The organism is Thalassospira sp. ABD4_177, assembly GCF_056160125.1.
In genome coordinates this window covers 1557035-1575222 of record NZ_JBSWWO010000001.1, presented here as the reverse complement: position 1 = coordinate 1575222, position 18188 = coordinate 1557035, and the positions used below count along the sequence as shown (strand labels likewise).

15 protein-coding genes are annotated in these 18188 nt (G+C 56.5%); 10 read left to right on the top strand and 5 right to left on the bottom strand.

All coding sequences use genetic code 11. From position 1 onward, the window contains the following. Nucleotides 1–6: 6 nt before the first annotated feature. Both ACXAF0_RS07190 and ACXAF0_RS07185 read right to left on the bottom strand, forming a co-directional pair. Nucleotides 7–1344 (bottom strand): prenyltransferase/squalene oxidase repeat-containing protein, encoded by a 1338-nt coding sequence (locus ACXAF0_RS07190; protein ID WP_475345205.1) that lies wholly within the window; start codon nt 1342–1344, stop codon nt 7–9. After that, nucleotides 1337–2419, bottom strand: coding sequence for an O-antigen ligase family protein (locus tag ACXAF0_RS07185; protein ID WP_475345204.1), 1083 nt, complete (start codon nt 2417–2419; stop codon nt 1337–1339). Before ACXAF0_RS07185 ends, ACXAF0_RS07190 begins: the two co-directional genes overlap by 8 nt. Nucleotides 2420–2478: 59 nt before the next feature. On the opposite strand from ACXAF0_RS07185, the gene ACXAF0_RS07180 reads away from it, so the two are divergent. Beyond that, nucleotides 2479–3831, top strand: a complete 1353-nt coding sequence (locus ACXAF0_RS07180) for an O-antigen ligase family protein (RefSeq protein ID WP_475345203.1) — start codon at nt 2479–2481, stop codon at nt 3829–3831. Nucleotides 3832–4113: 282 nt separating this feature from the next. Here the strand turns inward: ACXAF0_RS07180 and ACXAF0_RS07175 are convergent, their stop codons facing one another. Beyond that, nucleotides 4114–6240: a GumC family protein gene (locus ACXAF0_RS07175; protein ID WP_475345202.1), complete on the bottom strand. Its 2127-nt coding sequence runs from the start codon at nt 6238–6240 to the stop codon at nt 4114–4116. After that, a complete protein-coding gene (locus ACXAF0_RS07170; RefSeq protein WP_475345201.1) occupies nt 6237–7709 on the bottom strand; it encodes a WecB/TagA/CpsF family glycosyltransferase in 1473 nt (490 codons plus the stop codon). Before ACXAF0_RS07170 ends, ACXAF0_RS07175 begins: the two co-directional genes overlap by 4 nt. A 152-nt stretch (nt 7710–7861) precedes the next feature. Between ACXAF0_RS07170 and ACXAF0_RS07165 the strand changes: the two genes are divergently transcribed. Genes ACXAF0_RS07165 through ACXAF0_RS07130 form a run of 8 tightly spaced genes read left to right on the top strand, consistent with a single transcriptional unit; the run spans nt 7862 to nt 15805 of the window. Further along, entirely contained in the window at nt 7862–8980 is a 1119-nt protein-coding gene (locus tag ACXAF0_RS07165) for a glycosyltransferase (RefSeq protein WP_475345200.1), read from the top strand. Then, nucleotides 8971–10179 carry a glycosyltransferase family 4 protein gene (locus ACXAF0_RS07160; protein ID WP_475345199.1) on the top strand — a complete coding sequence of 403 codons (1209 nt, stop codon included), beginning with the start codon at nt 8971–8973 and terminating at the stop codon, nt 10177–10179. The genes ACXAF0_RS07165 and ACXAF0_RS07160 overlap by 10 nt, the downstream gene beginning before the upstream one ends. Further along, nucleotides 10172–11317, top strand: a complete 1146-nt coding sequence (locus tag ACXAF0_RS07155) for a hypothetical protein (protein WP_475345198.1) — start codon at nt 10172–10174, stop codon at nt 11315–11317. Before ACXAF0_RS07160 ends, ACXAF0_RS07155 begins: the two co-directional genes overlap by 8 nt. Further along, nucleotides 11314–12057 carry a hypothetical protein gene (locus ACXAF0_RS07150; protein ID WP_475345197.1) on the top strand — a complete coding sequence of 248 codons (744 nt, stop codon included), beginning with the start codon at nt 11314–11316 and terminating at the stop codon, nt 12055–12057. The genes ACXAF0_RS07155 and ACXAF0_RS07150 overlap by 4 nt, the downstream gene beginning before the upstream one ends. Beyond that, entirely contained in the window at nt 12042–13559 is a 1518-nt protein-coding gene (locus ACXAF0_RS07145) for a hypothetical protein (RefSeq protein WP_475345196.1), read from the top strand. The genes ACXAF0_RS07150 and ACXAF0_RS07145 overlap by 16 nt, the downstream gene beginning before the upstream one ends. Beyond that, nucleotides 13552–14304, top strand: a complete 753-nt coding sequence (locus ACXAF0_RS07140; RefSeq protein WP_475345195.1) for a glycosyltransferase family 2 protein — start codon at nt 13552–13554, stop codon at nt 14302–14304. The genes ACXAF0_RS07145 and ACXAF0_RS07140 overlap by 8 nt, the downstream gene beginning before the upstream one ends. Beyond that, entirely contained in the window at nt 14301–15401 is a 1101-nt protein-coding gene (locus tag ACXAF0_RS07135; protein WP_475345194.1) for a glycosyltransferase family 4 protein, read from the top strand. The genes ACXAF0_RS07140 and ACXAF0_RS07135 overlap by 4 nt, the downstream gene beginning before the upstream one ends. A gap of 35 nt (nt 15402–15436) precedes the next feature. After that, nucleotides 15437–15805: an MmcQ/YjbR family DNA-binding protein gene (locus ACXAF0_RS07130; RefSeq protein WP_475345193.1), complete on the top strand. Its 369-nt coding sequence runs from the start codon at nt 15437–15439 to the stop codon at nt 15803–15805. Nucleotides 15806–15815: 10 nt separating this feature from the next. Here ACXAF0_RS07130 and ACXAF0_RS07125 read toward each other — a convergent pair whose 3' ends face one another. Then, nucleotides 15816–17105, bottom strand: a complete 1290-nt coding sequence (locus ACXAF0_RS07125; RefSeq protein ID WP_475345192.1) for a nucleotide sugar dehydrogenase — start codon at nt 17103–17105, stop codon at nt 15816–15818. Between the two features lie 262 nt (nt 17106–17367). Here ACXAF0_RS07125 and ACXAF0_RS07120 point away from each other — a divergent pair, with 262 nt between their 5' ends. After that, complete coding sequence (locus ACXAF0_RS07120) at nt 17368–18147, top strand: substrate-binding periplasmic protein (RefSeq protein WP_475345191.1); 780 nt, start codon at nt 17368–17370, stop codon at nt 18145–18147. The last annotated feature ends 41 nt before the right edge of the window (nt 18148–18188 follow it).

Sequence of the window (18188 nt, the reverse complement as noted above, 5' to 3'; positions counted from 1 at the left end):
CAACGCTCAGCCACCGCGCCTGACCGTCAGGATGATGTCCTGCTCGGCCGCGATGCGCTGCGGGGTCTTCATCCCGCGCGTTAGTCCATACAGCGTTTCCATGGCCGCTTCGGCTTTGGCGTGTGATGCCGCCGCACGGGTGATGTCATAAAGCTGGCGAAATGCCGGTTCGGGCAATGCGCGCAAGGCTGCCTCTTTTTCCGTGCGGTTCGGATCGGGGTGATCAAAGGAAAGCGGCTTGGTTGGGTCAAAATTTGGCATGGCCTGATCTGGTTGGTTAGGCTCCGTTTTTTCTATCACGATCGACAGCCCCCAGACCATCCACGCCTGTGTCCAGCGGATATATGTGCGTCGATCCGGGCGATCGTCTTTGCCGACCCCGGCAAAAAACAGATCGCGCGACGGGTCAAAAAGCTTTTCCGCTGCCCAGCTCGCTATCCGCATCGCGCCATCGGCATCCCCAAACCGGATCAGGCTCCCCATCGCCTGCGCCACCGTATGGGCATCAAGAACCCCATCCCGCCCAGCAAAGCTGCGCGGTACGCCATCATGATCAAAGCACTGCTCTTGATAAAACTGCCATCCACGGGCAATGGCATCCTCGAGCCCGTCCATACCCGACGCCTGCAGGCGATCAAGCAGATCAAGGACATAGCCGGTGTGAAACCCGTCCACGAACTGGTGGTGGGATCGCGTACCGTAGGCCCAACTGCCATCGGCCTTTTGCGCGGCGATAACCCGCGCCACCGCCTGCGCTGTTTTGTCATTCGGCCCAGTGATCCGATACAACGCAAAGGCGGCCCAAAGGCTGGCATTATGGATTTCAACATTGGTGTGATCAAAATAGGCGAAATAGCCATCCCGCCAGAGCTTGTTTTCAATCAACCCTGCCGCCTGTTGGAGGGCGGGATGATCCGTTGCAAGTCCGCCTTCGATCAGGGCATCCACAACGAAGCTCGTAACAATCGCATTGCTTTGATGGCGTTTGGCGTGAAAGGCCCGCGCCTGCCATTCAAACGGGTATCCCCAGCCACCATCGGGGTTTTGCATGCCCAACAACTGATCGCGCACATCGCAAACCACCACGCCCTGAGCCGCCCCGCCCAGCAATGCCAGCGTCTTGGGATTGACCATCGGCGGAATTAGCACGGCCTTTCGCAAGGTATCCGGTCCTCGCTTGATCGCCTGCAGCCACGCCAAGCGCGCAAAGCGAAACCGCCCAAGCCCACTTGCCCGAAACACCGGACTTTCAAGCCCGTCAAACGGATCGGCGCCGGCAAAATCAGCCGCAATCATGCGCGCAAGTACGCGATCCCGGACGTCAATCAGATCATCCCTACCCATGCTTAGGCCCCTCACGCGCGGCAATCCCGGCAGCCATGCCGCAACAGATCAGATAATGCCCGTAATTCAACGTATTGTCTGTCACCATTGTCAGCATCACCGACAGCAGGATACAGATCGCAAGACGCGCGTGACGCACAGTCCAAAGCATCAGCCCCCATCCCGCAAGCCAAAGCCCAGCCCCCAGAAAACCGGTTTCAAACAGGATGCGGAAATGATCGTTATGTAGCGCCCCAAAGGAGGCAAAAGACTGATAACCTGACAGGATTTCTTCCACCGCCCCGGCCCCGAAACCAAGCCATCTTTGCCCGCTTGATCCGCCTTGCCACAGCCCCCAGAAATCCTGCCAGAAGGCCAAACGACCACTGCCATGGGTAAGAAACAGCCGTGGCAGATAGAGTGCCGCAATCCAGCCGGTACCGGCGAGCACGATGCCCCCAACAAGCCACGTCATGGCGCGGGAAAACCGGATCATCCCGATCAGATTGACCAGCATCGCCAAAACCGCGATCCGCGTCTGGCTGAGCAGGATGGCAATACCGCTTGCCGCCGCGAGCACCCCATGCCGCCACCGGGCAACCGAACAGAGCGCAAACAGGCCCAGAAACAGAAACGGCTGATTAAGACGCAAGCCCTCATGCGTCAGTTGAAACGAACTTGAGAGCAACAGATAAAGCACAAGCACCGGCATCATCAGCCGCAAACTGCTCCGCCCGATCACGAAACCAACCAGCAGCCCGACAGGCAGCATCAAAAGGTTGCCGGTCAGGCGCAGCTTTTCAAGGTTTGCACCACTTCCTGTCGCGATCACGCCGATCATTGCCACAAGGATCAGCGCCCCCGCCAGAAAACCGCTCCCGATACGGCGCCGATGGGCGTAGCTGCACAAAACAGCAATATAGAACCCCAACAGAATGAGCTTCGCAGCCATCCCGCCAGCCGCAATCAACCAGAGCGACGCCCCCATCGCGAGATTGCCCAACAGCACCAGCCAAAGCGGTACAGACAGTCCCTGGTCGGCAGTATCCAGCCTTTGCCTGCCTTGCATTGGGACCGTGGAAACGTTTCCCATCATGGCTCGGCACCAGGCGCAAGCAGCGCGACAGGCTGCGCAAATTCAGCTAGGCTAACGGCTTGGGATTGAAAGCAGATTGGCAGACCTTGATGCTGTGGCTGGCGCAAACCTGTTTGATGGCGCAGATCATTCTCGCCCCGCTGATGTTGGGCGGATTGCGACCATGGGCGCTTGCCATTCTGACCGTTTTGACCGGCATTGGCATTCTCGCGATCTGCCTGCGCCCGGGCCCGGTTCTGGTCGGCAAACACCTGCACTATCTCTGGCTGGCAATCGCTGCATTGACAGGCTGGTCGATCCTGCAAAGCTTGTCCGTCTGGCCGGTTCAGCCATATCCGTTTAATGCGCCGCACATTGCACTCGCACCTTATGGCTGGCTGAGCATGGCCGCTTATCTGATCTGGCTTGGCGGCGTAATCACCCTCACTGCACTGGTTGTGCGGTTGCAGCCCCGCCTGCCCAGCGTCATTGCCCGCACCGTCGTATTTGCATGCGTCCTTCAGGTGGTTCTGGCGGCAAGTGCCGCGCTGATGGGATGGCAAACCACGTTCTGGTTTGCCAAACAGGCCCATCTGGGCGACTGGACTGGCAGCTTTGCCAATCGCAATGCCTTTGGCAGTTTGATGGGGCTCGGCATTGTCGCCTGTCTGTTTCTCTATCAGAAGACCCGTGCGGTCAGTTTCACCAAACAGCTTGATCGTGCGGGCGGTTGGCTGGCACTGGCGCTGATCTTCGCCGCTGCTCTTGTCCAAAGCCATTCTCGGCTGGCTTTCATCATGGCGCTGGTTGGCGGGGCGCTGTTTGTCATTCTGACACCCCGCACGCACACCAGCAGATTCCATCGATTGCCTGGAATTGCTTTGGGCTGCATCGCAATCACCGCCGTAACCGCTGTCGCATCGCCAGAACTGGTGGGCCGCTTCACTGATCTTGGCCGCAGCGATCTGATCCAGCGTGATGATCTTTGGGCCGCGGCCCTGCGGGCCATTTTGGAACGCCCCATCACCGGCTGGGGTGCTGACAGCATTGCACTTGTTATTGCTCATTTCGCCACCCCGGATCTGAACACCCATGCAAACTGGTTTAGCAGCCATAACCTCTGGCTCGACGGGGCGATCATGTTTGGCACTCCGGTCATGTTGATCCTGTTTGCCGCACTCGTCATCACCGCCAAGACAGCGATCACCAATGCCCAACAGACGGACACCCGCGCCCTTCTGATCGCCTTCATTTTGGTGGGACTGATTGGCAGTATCGGCGACTGGGTGATGATCATGCCGGGCCTTATTCTGCCAATGGTGATGCTGGGGATGGCAGGCTTTGCAGATGCGCTTGTAGGCGATAGCGCACCGCCTGCACCCGCGGATCACGCGGTGCAATCGCCACTGCCTGATCAAGGAGTTTTGCGCTAGCCAACAGATCCTGCTCCACCAGCATGTCTGCCTTCAGCCCCAGCAAAAACGGATCAAACGGCCTTTCCGCCAGTCGCGTTTCGACCACTGTCCAAAGCCGTTCATCGTCGTTTGATGCAAGCACAGACAGAAGCTCTTGCGCCTCCTGCTCAGCAACGAATCCGCTCCCATTGGCAAATCCAGTGCTCTTGTCTCCAAGCTGCGACAGCGCCCTGCCCTCCGACACCAAGACAGCGCCGCCAGAACCGAGCAAGAGGAGCCCTATCGCCATCAAGGCAAGCTTCATGTCATCTGCCCCTTTGGCGTCTTCTCTGGTTGCGCCTTGCCATAGGCCGCACGGGGTTGGACGCCATTCAGGACAACGCCCTCGGGCATGATATTGGCCGCCCGCAATTGCGCCAGAGCCTGGGTGATATCGCGACGTTTGCTGTGACCACAGCGCAGCGTAAACAACCTGACATCCGCCAGGCCCAGCGCGATCACCCCATCCGCCACCGACAGGATCGGCGGGGTATCGACAATCACATGATCGAACCGGGTGCGCAGGCGCTTGATCAAATCTGGCAACTGCCCCTCAATCATGCCCGTCGCAAGGCTTCCCGGCACCGGCATGCGCGCCCCGAGATAGCGATACCCTTCATCATCTTGCTGCCCGGCAAGCGCGTCATCAAGTTCCACAGTGCCCGACATGATATCGGGTAGATCGGCATTATTTTCGACACCAAAGTGCGTCCGGTTTGGCGGTGCCGGATCATGCAAATCTGCATCCAGAACGATCACCGATGCACCAAGGCCTGCCAGCTTTTCGGCCAGTGCATGGGCAATATGGCTTTTGCCATCACCAGATAGTGCGGAACCCAATGCAATCACCTGCCCGTCCGTGTGGCTTGGTGTTTCAGCATAGCGCCCCTGCGCCATGATCCGCATCAGAACAGCCAAATGGCCGGCAGCTTCGTCATGCGCGGTAGCCGGGGTGCCTGAACCGGTTTGGTCCGGAATGCGGGCAAAAAGCGGGATGCCCAGTCCGGTTTGCGGATCGAACTCATCATCAACGCTTTGATCAAAATAATGCCGCAGCAAGGCAGCAACCACAGCCGCAAACATAGCCATCATGATGGCCAGCATCGCCAGATCGCGCCTAGTTGGGAATTCGGTTGCCAACGGTAATGTCGGCGCACGCAAGATTTCCGCATCGCCATGAAAGGCCGCCATTTCTCGGCGAAGTGACTGCACCTGCTGGCCCAGTTCCTGAAGGTTCGTGCGTGCCATTGCGACCGACCGGTTCAGGGCCGCCTGGCCCGTAACGCTTGTATTGCGAAGCGCCATCCGATTTTCCCAACGATTGCGTTGGGCTGTGATCAGTCGAAGCTTTTCTTCTGCCCCGTCAAGGGCAATATCCATCTGATCAGCAACACTGCTTGCCGCCGCCGCAAGCTCGCTTCGCAGATCATCCAGTTCACGCTGCTTACCCTGCATGATCGGATGTTTAGGGCCATAGCGTTGATCAAGGGTAACGAATTCCTGCTTTCGCATCTCAAGCCGTGTCGAGATCTGGCTTACCAGTGGATGGCTCGCGACATCGGAAATGGCCAGAATATCCTCAAGACCGGCCGCCGCGATCCGGCTTTCACGCGCCAGCCGAAGGCTGGCAACCTCCTGCCCCAGTTTTTCGGCCTGCTCATCAAGCGCATAGATACGATCAAGCATTCTTGCACTTTCATCGGCATCAAGAATACCGGCCCCGCTTTGCAAGGTGGCAAGATCGTTCTCAAGGCGTGCCAACTCATCTTGCGCGGTTTCAAATTGCAGCTCTGCCTCGGCCAGCTGCCTGCGAATGGTGGCCTTTTGCCGGTCTTCACGTTGCCAAAGATAACTCTCGATAATCGTGGATAAAACCTGTTGTGCTGTTTCGGGCCGCTTTGCGCTGAAGGCAACCTCAATCACCGCGGCATTACCAACGCGCGCGGCTTCAAGTCCGTTTCGCAGATGAAGGGTCGCAACTGTTTCCGAATCACCCGAAACGGGTGCGTTCGCCTGTCCGCTGCTCAGCGAAGTACCCTCTCCACGCAAAACCGACAGTGCAGCTGACAGCGTTTCCTCGCCTCTGATCTCGGCAATCGCGGTTTCGATTTCCTGCGCGGTGACGGTGCGTTGATCGGTGCCAGGGGTATCGGCCGAAAGCCGTTCTGCGACCTGCCTGTCTTGTGAAAAGCCGACCTCCGCGACAGACCGATAAGCGCCCTGCCAGTTGGCAATCGCTGTCAAAAGCACAATCAGAACAAAGACAAAGGCAAGTGCCGCCACGCCGCGCCGTTGCCAGAGAATACGCAACAAATCCCGCAAGGACGGATCAAACCGTTCGTTATTGGTGATTGCCAAAATGCCGGGAGGGCTCGGACGCTCTGTCATCGCGGGCTGCCATCCTCAAGCTCTGTAATCCCGGTTGAATCCTCGTAATCCCGTACCCCCCAAAGGCGGCTGGCCCGCGGGTTCCGAACACCACCGGCAAAAAGGCTGGCGTAGCGCCGCTCTTTTCGGGCTTCGACCCCGACCGCCACCCCCACGGAACGCGATGGCGCACCACCTTCGATATTTGCACTGAATGCAGGTTGTGCTTCGCCATCGGCTATCGGCTGGTTTGACCGGCGCTCAAACAGTCGCTCTGCCAAGCCTGTGGCATCATTGTGCACCACACCCACAATCCGTTCAGGCTCGGGATGCAATTCCATCAAACGCAGCACCACCCCGCCCAGAATGGTCTCGAACAGAAATCGACTGGTTCCGCCCCCAACGACGGCATCAAACAGGCCGAGTAATAGTTGGAGGCTGTTTTCTGTTGACTCCCAGTCAATAACAGGCTGCTCTGGATGACTATCCGCTGACAACACACCATTGAGAAGCGCATCTATCAGCAGTGTGACATCCTCTTGATCCTTGACCTTGGCAATCTCGGCTTCAATCCAACTTATTGCGCCCTGCCGGTTATCCGGATCAAAGCTCAAACTCGTCACCGGCTGTGCCTGCAGTTGCGAAACAGGAAACAGTGTCGCCAGCAACACGAGCGCCGCAACAGCAATCATTGCTCTGCGCGCGGCACGGCGAAAACGTTTGAATTGGAAACCTGCGATCCGGGGCAGGACAAGCTTAGCAAAGGCACCAAGACCCCGAGCATATCGCGGGATCATATAACGGGGCTGACACAGAATGCGCCAAAGGAACTCCAGACCAACCTTTTGCCAGATCATCGGGGCGCGACGGACTTTACCGGCCAATACATCAAACGCTCCGCCAACCCCCATCGCAAAACGGCATCCGGTTTGGGGCGCATAGTGATCGACAAACAATTCCTTGCGCGGTGATGGCAGGGCCACAAAAAGGGCGTCCGGCTTGGCCATTGCCACGCACTCGGCCAGTTTGTCATCATCCATCTCATAGCCGTGATGAGCGCCCGCAATGATCAGCCCGGGATACCGGGTTGGCAATGTCACTTTCAACCGATCCAGAACCTCTTGGCGCGCCCCCAACAGAAAGACCCGCGTTCCGTCCTGCGCGAACTGCACCAGAAGATCGGTCATAAGATCAATACCCGTCACCCGCTCAGACACCCTGATCCCCATAAGGCGAGCCGCCCACACAATCCCCATGCCGTCGGCCGAAAGGCAATCAGCTCGGTACAGGGCGGCAAATAGCCTGTCATCACGCAAGGCAGCGGGCAGCTTGCTCGCATTCAGGCTGTGATGGCGAAAACAGGCGCGGCTCTCTGCCCCGGCACCCTTGCCAAGCGTCTGACTGATATCCGCACAGAGTTGAGCGCGTCGTCGCGTATCAAGCGGCAAGCCGAAAAAGGTCGATTTTTGCCCTGAAATCTCGTCGCGCATGCATCACCCCTGTCACCCCGCCCGACACAGCTGCAGGCCGGCGAAAACAGCCATCTACACTTTAAGGTTATGGCTAATTGGTTGAAGATAATGGTAACTTATAATTGAACGACAAACAATATTAGCATCTCAAGGTGACCATCGCGGTGAGGGTGACTTTACTAACAAACCTTGTGCCACCCTACCGATCAGCGGCCTATGACGCGCTTCATCACCGCGCCATGTCAGCAGGTGGCGACTTGCGCGTTCTGTGTACCCAAGACCATGAACCGCAGCGCAATTGGTCAATCACCAAACCAGAATTCGAACACCTGACATTACCCGGTGTGCAAATTCCGCTGGGGGAAAACCGCACCTTCACTGTTCCGTTTGGCGTCACACGCACGCTTTCAGCCCGTCCGACCGATACCTTGATATTGGCTGGCTTCAGCATGGCCCAATGGCAGGCGCAAAACTGGGCGCTGAAACGGGGCATCCCAACCATTTTGCAGTTTGATGGCTGGTCGGGTTCAGATGCCGCCTACACAAATCCCGTTCGGCGAAATTTACGCAAAATGATGATTGCACGTGCCAGCAGTTATATCGCCGCCAGTTCACGTGGGGCGGCATGGTTTGAAAGCCATGGCGTTGCGCAAGAGCGTATCTGGATCGCCCCCATTCCATCGTCATTTGCGGTGCCGGACGCCAAAGCCAACAAACCAATGGCGGCACGACACTATGACCTAGTCTGGTGTGGTCGCACGACATCATCCAAAGGCTTTGATCTCTTTATCATCATCGCCAACGCACTATTCAAGGCCGGCATTGCCCGACAGATTGCCATTGTCGGTAGTACGGATATCGCAAAAACAATCGGGACCTTGAAAGCATCGGGCATCAGTGATCAGACAGACGTTTTCAGACAACTCCCCCCCGAACAACTCCCAACCATTCTGAGCAACAGCAAGCTCGCGCTTTTTCCAAGTCGCAATGACGCCTATGGCGTTGCAGTCATTGATGCGATCACATGTGGCACGGTTGCCCTGGCAAGTCCGTTGACGGGATGTGCCCCCGATATTTTGCGTCCCCCCGAAATCCTGCCCATTTATGAAACCGGCCGATGGATCAACACCTGCGAACAGCTTCTGGGCAACACCGCCCTTCTCGAAACCACGCGCCAGCACCAAGCCAAGGCGATTATCCACAACAATTCCGCCCATCATGGCGAGACAATGTGGAACGCCATCAATGACGCAGCACGCGACAAATCGGACGCGCGGCAATGGGGATAATCAAGCCACTACCCAAAACCTGTTCTGGCCCGTCGGTCTGGCTGATCAGCCGCGTTGATCAGGCCAGCATTCTCGCCCATCATCTAGCAGCGCAGAAAAGACTGGTCCGCTGGGACAGCTTCTGGCGCCATGACGGCTCCGGACTTGTGCGACCTCGCGCCCGCCACCTTGACACAGCGCTATCGAGCGTCCCGGGGCGTCATCTTCTGCCCGATCTGCTTGGCAAAGCGGCTCAAACGCTTCGTTTGCCTGCCCGTAATCTTTATTCCGACATTGCGCTGTCACTACTTGCGGCCTCAAATCCGCCAAAGGTCAGAATTCTGCATGGTCAGGGCAATTTCAGCCTGCCTGCTATGCGCCGGGCCAAGGCCCGCAATATGATCACGATCTCGGACGTGACCGGCCAGTTGGCAGAAACCCGTTACGCACAAGTCGCCGACGAATATGCCGCCCACGGCAGGCGATATCGCGAAATATCAGCGTTCCTTGCCAGACGGCGCACGGCAGAGGCCCATTATGCCGACGCCGTTTTTGCCCCGTCCGATGCGGTTGCAACTGGCTTGGAACGCGCTGGCATTGCCCAAGACAAGATATACCTGATCCCCTTCATGTCGCGGCATTGTCAGGCGCTGCTCGCGCGACAACGCCCCGAACGTGAGGACACCATCATTCGACTGCTTTATGTTGGCAACCTGTCACTTGCCAAGGGCACTGCCCATCTTCTTGCGGCCTGGAAAACCATTCGCCGTCAATTCCGCTCACGCGTTGAGCTGATCCTGATTGGCGCGGCACAACCGTGCGCGAGGGGACTACTTTCCAACCTGCCCGATGGCGTTAAATGGCTTGGCCCGTTACCCCATGATCATGTCGCAGAACACATGCTCTCAGCCGACATCTTCGTTTTCCCCAGCCTGACAGAGGGCAGCAGCCTTGCCACGATGGAGGCCATGGCAGCAGGTTGCGCGGTGATCACCACATTTGATGCCGGAAGCCCTGTCATCAACCATCAAAGCGGCCTGATCATCCCTCCGCGCGACGCCGCAGCACTGGCGACGGCCACAAGCACCCTGATCACCCAACCGGTCATGCGCCAAAACATCGCCCAAACCGCCCGCGATCAAATCGCACGAGAGTTCGAACATGCCTATGGCACCCGTGTTGATCAGGCCTATGAAACCATCCTGTCGCGCCATGGATAGAGGATTAGCTGCCATAAGATCCGGGCTTTATCCGCTGTGGCTGATCGCGGCGAACATGATCGCGCGACTGGGTGGCATGCTGACCCTTATCCTGATCGGTCAGACCTTTTCTCAAAGCGATATTGGCAGCTATTTCCGCGTACTCGCCATGATCGGTCTCGCCGTCACGGCGACACAAGCTGGCAGCGGCCCGCTGCTGGTAAGACTGGCACAAACCCGCGCCTTTCGATCAGCGGCACTTGTTGTGGTGCTGCGTCTGGTAATTGCCGTGATTGCATCTGCGCTGGTCGTCACGACGACCAATATGGCGCTCGGGCTTTATTGGCCGCTCATCCTTATTCCGCTGGCAGCCGCCCTTTCCCCCGACTGGGTTGTGGCCGCCAAAACCCGCTTTTCACGACTTGGTGCGATTACTGTCGCCGGGCAGGCCGTCGGGATTGTCGTTGCGCTTTGGGCTGCGCTCACCCATTCGCTTTCGGTGCTTTATCTGGTTGCACCGGCGATTTCACTGGCAAGCTTGGCCTTTTCAACAGCATTCGCCTTTGAGCGCCTCCCAACCCGGCCCGATGCATCCGTCCAGATTGGTCATGGCAGCCGATTTGGCCTTGTCGGTTTCACGCTATTGGCGGGCTTCTTGCCAAACCTCGACTTCGTGCTGTTGGGCACGGGAAATGACGCATTGTTTATGGCGCAACGGATTTTCCTGTTCTGCGCCGGTTTGATCGTCGCCATTGCCGCAACCTTGTTTGCCAAACAACAAACAGGGAGATTGCGTGACATCTGGCTTTTGGCACCGATGGCAACGGTCTCCGGGTTCTTATTCTTATTTCCAGATACAGTCGCCAACCTTGTCTATCACGCTCCGTCGCGTGATCTGGTCAACATCCTTCAGGCGGGCGCAATCTGGCCTACATTGCTTGCAGTTCTGACCCGCCAAACCCTGATCCTGCAGGAGGTATCTCAGGTCAAATGGGTGGGGTGGATCTGCCTTGCCGTGATGGCAATTTCCGCAATCAGTATACCAACCTTTGAGACCTCAACTGACATCATGGCGCTGATCGTATTTCGGATGGCGTGTCTGGCTGTGATCCTGTTTGCTTGTCAAAAAGTCCTGACAAAACGGCGGATCTTGGCATGAAACACCTCACAACCGAGATTTCGAACAACAAACTGATCCGCGGCCAATATGGAGACATTTGTTTCGGGTCATGGGGCCTGGAATGCTCGGACCGGCATTCCTTCGTCACGATCACGGATCAGCCCAGAAATGTCATTTTACAAGATAACATTTGGCACCTGTCAGGTGGCCGGTTGCAGATCGCATATGCAACCGAGCAAACATCTGCGAACACAGTCCGGCTTCGCCTCTCGGTTCAGGCACTTGATGACATTCTGCTGCAAGATGCAGTGATCCGGCTGGTGTTTGACAAAAGCGCGATAAAACACGGCATCATTGCTGATAAGACATTTACCCACAGCAACAGCGACAAATACCGGCTTTATCCGACCAAACAGGCGCAGTTGGTTGGAAAGAATGGCGCGACCATCACCGTCCGCCTTGACGAGGCGAGCGGTGCGGGCCGTTTTGATCCATACATGTATCTGCGCGACAGCGATGATCACTGGATCATTCATGCCCGCCTGTTGCCCCGCGATCCGGTTGATCAGGTCTGGTTGCGCTGGGCAAACCGCTTTTTCTCGCTTTCTGCGCCAAACAGGATTTCGCGTTTTCTCTGGCGCATGCCACCAACCCAAAAGCTGCTGTGGCGCTTGCGCGAACGTATGGGCCGACATTGCCCGGAGATACAGGCGGTACCGTTTAATCGGCTCAAGGCGGGTCAATCACTTGGCCTGGAGGTGACATGTCACTTCCACTGACAGATGAAAATGTCCGCCACCGCTGCCAAAATCTGGCCTACCAGATCGCTGGGGATCTGGCAACGCGTCAACGCCCGAACGGGCAGTTCGAACAACCGGATTTCTACGCCAAGGCCTTTGCCATCAATCTATGGAGCCGGGTCGATCCAGACCGGTTTGCACCAAATATCGAATGCGCGCTGACGGCAATGAAATCAGAACCAAAGGACAAGACCTATCACCGCGAATTCATCGAATATGCGCTGTGCGATACGCCGGAGCTTGCCCCCAAGACAATCCGTGAAATCCTGCGTGACGCCAAACAGCAATGCCCGGATGTTGCCAACTGGCAACTGCTCGGCCTGATCAATCGCTACAAACGGCAAAACGGGCTTGTTTCAAAACTCATCAACCTTGCCCATTTCGCGCTTATCAAGCAGCGCTACTGGCGCACCCCGTTTTTCCTTGATCGACCAAAATGCTTCTCAGCGCAATACCACGCCTTTTGCGTTGCCCTTTTATCCGATAGCGAAAACCCGCGATATCAACCCATCGCGGATCGGGCAACGGCAGCGCTCGCTGAGTTTGCCGGCACACATGGTTATGCAAACCTGCTCGGCCGTGGCGCGGGACAGAGTTTTGGCGCGACCTGCGCGCTCTATACATTGCTGAAAGCCGAATATCTCGACGCGGCAAACGCGATCCTTCATCGCATGGAAGCCGCCCACCGCAAGGCGGGGCAACTCCCGCTCAATCTTCTGGTACCAAGACCGCTGCCCAGACACCCCGGCCCCGACAATCCGCAAACACCGGGATGGTACAGCTATAACCACCATGACGATTATCTGGCCTTTGCAGGCTATTGGCTGTTCAAAGCCGCACAGCTTCCGAGCGTGCAAACGCGCCAATCGCCAGAACCAGCAATCAAGAGTTCCGCATTTTTCGCGCAGTTTTCATCGCCGAACTATCACGCCCAAATGACGCTTTGCGGTAAGCGAGGTTTTGATGTTTCCGGAGCACCGGTGATTATTTCCGGCCGAGGAAAATCAGCCCGTATCCTTTTACCGCCAACCGGCGGCGAACAGGACACCCAAAGCCCTTATGGACCGGGTTCAACCCCGCTTCCCGCGTTTGATGAAAGCAGTTTTGCCCGCTTCCTGCATGCCCGTCAGATCGACAACAACCGGGTTGAAGTGAAGTTTGATCTTGCCGGTATCATCGGCCTCAGACAGATCGCGTTCCAAAAAACGAGCGTCATCATCACCGACCATGTTCCCAATCACCCATCGGGTGAGGTCGATCTCTTCCGAGTTTTGATGGATGGCAAAATCGACCTCAAACAGTCTGGTCCGGACACGCTCATCTGCCGACAACTCGGGCTCAACATCACTGCAGACGCGCCTCTTCAAATCACCCCAAACGCCGCATTCAGCGCCGCCGGGTCCGCAACGCGGATCAGTGTCAGGCCAAAGCTCGGGACCAGCGCCACCTTGACCTTTTCATGGAGAGACAGCGATGCGTGATCCGATCACCATCATAACGACAGTGCGGGACGGGGATACGTTTCTGGATCGTTATTTCGACAATCTGCACGAGACCCTTGGGCCCCAGGATCATGCCGTTCTTGTTGATGATGGCTCAACCAAGCCCCTTACCTGCCCGAAGGATTGGCAAGACGACGCGCGACTAACACTCCTTCATCCCGGCAAGATTGGACGCGGGGCTGCACTCAATCTCGCCATTGAAAACAGCCCGAATGAGTTGCTTGCGGTTCAGGATATCGATGACCTCTCCCTGCCTGGTCGGCTTGACCGGCAAGTCGATATCCTAGCGCGCAACCCCAATCAACTTGTCTTCACCCGTGCTGTGTCCGATCCATGGAGACCAGCTCTGGGCAAGGTGCAACGTTTTTCACCATCGCGCCTCTATGTCGGCAACCCGCTTCATCACTCCTCCCTTGCCATGCACCGCTCCGCCTGGGCCCGCGCTGGCAGCTATGCAACCACCCTTCCTTGCTGCATCGATCTTGATTTCTATCTACGCGGCTGTTGCTTGGCAAAGGCTACCATACATCGGCTCAACACGAGCTTGATTAAACGGAACTTTCGCCCCGACACCCGCCACTTCGCCCGCATTCCAGACGCACTTTATCGCCAGACCCGTGCCGCCGTTCTCTCGCAGTATCGCTCTCAACTTCCCCCAACCATCTGGATGGTCATCGCCAAGCTCCGGGATGTTGAATTGTTTGCTAGAAGAGATATTCGATGACCAACCGCGCGAAAATCATCGCCATGGTGCAGATGCCGCCCCCCATGCATGGCGCGGCCAAAATGAACCAGTTCGCAATCGAGGCCTTGGCGAAAGATTTTGATTTGCATGTCATTGAAATGCGCTTCGCCCAAACACTATCCGATGTGAACCGGTTTTCCCTGCGCAAGATCGGCTTGGCCCTTTGGCTAGTGATGCGTTTGATCCGGGCTCTGCCGCAGGCCAACGCCCTTTATATCTGCTTCGCCCCATGTGGCTTCGCCTATTACCGGGATTGCCTGTATGTGCTGCTGGCAAGGATGCTTCGTGTCCCTGCCATTCTGCACCTGCACGGTCGTGGTTTGCCGAACATGCGACGATCAAGATGGGCGGCGCTTTTTCAAAAACTGGTATTCAAAGATCAAACCGTCATCCTGCTCGGCGAAAGCTTGCGCTCTGAAGTTGATTCTCTGAACTGTAAGTCTGCCATTATCCGCAACTGCCTGAACGACGAAGCCTTTCGCACCCCACCCACCAAGCCTTGGACAGCGCACGATCCTGTCAGGCTCATGTGGCTGTCCAACCTGTTTCATGCCAAAGGCATCGAAACTCTGCTTGCCGCCTGCGCTATTCTGCAGGAACGGGATATCGCCTTTACGCTGACGATTGCAGGGGCCGCCGGCGACCTAAGTGTTGCGAATCTGGATCGCTTGCTAGAGCACTATCAAATAACCACAGCAACAACCTGTTTGGGGCCTGTTTCTGAAACACAAAAACACGCCGCCTTCGCAGATGCAGACCTCTTCATCTTCCCCAGTCACTACGCCAACGAAGCACAACCGCTTGTCGTGCTTGAAGCCATGGCTGCCAATGTGCCTGTGATTACGAGCAACATCGCAACCCTGCCGGAATTTGTGCGCGATGGTGAAACCGGGCGACTGTGTCCACCCAACGATCCAGCAGAGCTCGCAAATACAATCATAGCCGCAATCACCTCACCAACGGAGACAACCAAACTGCGCGATGCGGCTTATCAGATGTGTCAGGAGGATTTCAGCAACGTGGAATTTGCCAATAGACTTACCTGGTTGATTTCCAGCATTGTCGAACAAAACTGACATTTTGCTCAGGCTGCAATTACGGGATAGGCCAGATGGATCGGGATGCATTTAACGCCTTTTGCAAATCGTTGCCACACACCACACACGTGGTGCAGTGGGGAGGTGCGGATGTCTGGAAGGTCGGCGGCAAGGTGTTTGCGATTGGCGGCTGGACCCAAAATGAGACACTTGGCATCACATTCAAGACATCCGAAATCGGCTATGAAGTCTTGAAAGAGATGCCGGGCCTGCGGCCTGCTCCTTACCTCGCGTCGCGTGGCATGAAGTGGATACAGCACTATGATGCGCCTGGCCTCAGCGACGCTGATCTCAGGGACCATTTAAAAAGCTCGCACCGCATTGTCGCCAAGGGTTTGACGAAGAAGTTGCAGCGCGAGCTAAATCTTTATCAAGACGAATAGTTCGGGTCGCTTAGAGACGCCAGAGATCGATACCGGATGGCACAGCATCACGCGGCAGAACCGCACGGACATCGGCAACAAAGCCCTTGCCATCCTTAAGCAGACTGCTGATCAACGGCCAGCCCTTGGCAACATATTCCTTGTGCGACACGGCCAGAACCAGCGCATCTGCCGGCTCCAAACAACTGTCAGAGCATAGATTCAGGCCATCAAATTCGTGCGCGACTTCTTCCTTGTCGGCATGAACATCATGGACCTGCACATTGACACCGGCTTCTTCGAGTGAACGCACGATGTCGATCACACGTGTATTGCGGATGTCAGGCACATCTTCCTTGAAGGTCAGACCCAGCACAGTGACGGTCGGGTTCTTGGTTGCCCCTTCGCGCAGCAGCGCACGGATCACCTTGTTGGCAACCACATCTCCCATGCCATCATTCACCCGACGACCGGCCAGAACCACCTGCGGGTAATAGCCGAGTTCTTCGGATTTATGCGTCAGGTAATAGGGGTCAACACCGATGCAGTGACCACCCACCAGACCCGGCGTGAATTTCAGGAAGTTCCACTTTGTTCCCGCCGCTTCTAGCACGTCACGGGTATCAATTCCGGCCCGATCAAAGATCAGCGACAGCTCGTTCATCAGCGCGATATTGAGATCGCGCTGGGTGTTTTCAATCACCTTGGCTGCCTCGGCCGCCTTGATGGTCGGGGCCTTGTGGATGCCCGCCGTCACAACACTTCCGTAAACATCCGCCACAATATCAAGCGTAGCCTGGTCCTGACCGGAAACAACCTTGGTAATCGTGGTGAAACGATGCTCGCGATCCCCCGGGTTGATGCGTTCCGGTGAATAACCCACGGTGAAATCAGTTCCGGCTTTCAGACCAGACAGCTCCTCAAGGATCGGAACGCATTCTTCTTCCGTCGCACCGGGATAGACCGTGCTCTCATAAACAACGATATCGCCATTTTTGAGGATGGCACCAACGGTTTTCGAGGCCGAGCGCAGTGGCGACAAATCCGGGCGGTTTGAGCTGTCAATTGGCGTTGGGACCGTCACAATGTGGAAATCAGCCTGGGCCAGATCCTTGGCATCCGCCGTCAACAACAGATCAGCCGCCGCCAACTCATCATCATCGACTTCACCGGTTGCATCGTGGCCGGCCTTCAGCTGATCTATGCGCGCCTGATTGATATCGAAGGCAACGGTGCGGCCAATTGAGGTGCCAAATGCCACCGCGACAGGCAAACCAACATAACCCAAACCAACAACTGAAATCTTGCGCCCGTGACTCATCGATAAAACCTTGTAAACACCTTGGTTGCCGATTTGTAGCCAGCCTCCACTGCCCCGTCAATTGCTTAGGTCATCGAGAGGATCGTTCACGACACTTTTTTCAGAAGCAGCTACTAGCGCCCACTCCTCTGCTTGGTCGCCCCCATACAAAACACCGCCCTTGTGTTGCTGTCTCGATCATGATCTAGTTTTGCTTCCCGCCCTGCAACACGCGACACCACAATTTATGCGCCCCTTTTCCCTCGCCCTTGCTTGCCTTCTTATGCTCACCAGCCCCCTGCTGGCGACCCAATCAACGACGAAAATGCGGGTGGTGATGCCCTATATTCCGTTGATGGCTGAAACCGCTGAGCACGGCATTTTCATCAAGATGTTTGAAGAAATCGCCGCCCGGTCCGGCAAGGAAGTTACAATCGAAATCCTGCCAGTGCGACGTGCAATGCAGGAATTCAATAGCGGCAAATACGATGCTGTCGGAACCTATCCCTCGCTTGCCGAAATTCCTGTCTCACTGGCGTCGGTTCCGTTTTATCGCCGCGAAAACCTGATCTTTTATCGCACGGACCTGCTGGACATACGCAAAGTCGAAGAGCTCTCAGACCTTGATGGAACGCGCGTCGGGCTTTCGGCCTATGAATATCCGTCTTACATCACAGATCGCAAGCAACTCAGCCTTGAGCGTGTGCCAAGTGACACATTCCTGCTGCGCATGATCGCAAGTGATCGCCTAGATGCCGCCATCATCGAACGCTTTTCTGGCCTGCATGTCCGCAAGACCCTTGGTCTGGAAAACGCCATCTCGGTGACGGATGAGCCGGTCACAACTGAAAATGTCCTGGCCCTGTTCAAGGCCGATCTTGCCGGGATTGAAAACCGCAAAGCTTTCAACAAGGCCATCTATGAAATGCTGTGCGATGGCACCTTGGGCAAACTTTATGGCCGTGCAAGTCTGCTGCCCGATCAAATGATCATCGAGCGCGAACTCCCCGCCTCTGCCATCATTGCGGGCTGCAATCCCGATGCCGCCCTCCTGCGAGACTAAGCCCCAAAACAAAAAGGGCACGCTGCCACAGCAACATGCCC

What these genes read in the sequence shown, in the direction of transcription:
- ACXAF0_RS07190 (WP_475345205.1), bottom strand. Translation starts at nt 1,344, where the DNA reads ATGGGTAGGGATGATCTGATTGACGTCCGGGATCGCGTACTTGCGCGC.
- ACXAF0_RS07185 (WP_475345204.1), bottom strand. Translation starts at nt 2,419, where the DNA reads ATGATGGGAAACGTTTCCACGGTCCCAATGCAAGGCAGGCAAAGGCTG.
- ACXAF0_RS07175 (WP_475345202.1), bottom strand. Translation starts at nt 6,240, where the DNA reads ATGACAGAGCGTCCGAGCCCTCCCGGCATTTTGGCAATCACCAATAAC.
- ACXAF0_RS07170 (WP_475345201.1), bottom strand. Translation starts at nt 7,709, where the DNA reads ATGCGCGACGAGATTTCAGGGCAAAAATCGACCTTTTTCGGCTTGCCG.
- ACXAF0_RS07160 (WP_475345199.1), top strand. Translation starts at nt 8,971, where the DNA reads ATGGGGATAATCAAGCCACTACCCAAAACCTGTTCTGGCCCGTCGGTC.
- ACXAF0_RS07155 (WP_475345198.1), top strand. Translation starts at nt 10,172, where the DNA reads ATGGATAGAGGATTAGCTGCCATAAGATCCGGGCTTTATCCGCTGTGG.
- ACXAF0_RS07150 (WP_475345197.1), top strand. Translation starts at nt 11,314, where the DNA reads ATGAAACACCTCACAACCGAGATTTCGAACAACAAACTGATCCGCGGC.
- ACXAF0_RS07145 (WP_475345196.1), top strand. Translation starts at nt 12,042, where the DNA reads ATGTCACTTCCACTGACAGATGAAAATGTCCGCCACCGCTGCCAAAAT.
- ACXAF0_RS07140 (WP_475345195.1), top strand. Translation starts at nt 13,552, where the DNA reads ATGCGTGATCCGATCACCATCATAACGACAGTGCGGGACGGGGATACG.
- ACXAF0_RS07135 (WP_475345194.1), top strand. Translation starts at nt 14,301, where the DNA reads ATGACCAACCGCGCGAAAATCATCGCCATGGTGCAGATGCCGCCCCCC.
- ACXAF0_RS07130 (WP_475345193.1), top strand. Translation starts at nt 15,437, where the DNA reads ATGGATCGGGATGCATTTAACGCCTTTTGCAAATCGTTGCCACACACC.
- ACXAF0_RS07125 (WP_475345192.1), bottom strand. Translation starts at nt 17,105, where the DNA reads ATGAGTCACGGGCGCAAGATTTCAGTTGTTGGTTTGGGTTATGTTGGT.
- ACXAF0_RS07120 (WP_475345191.1), top strand. Translation starts at nt 17,368, where the DNA reads ATGCTCACCAGCCCCCTGCTGGCGACCCAATCAACGACGAAAATGCGG.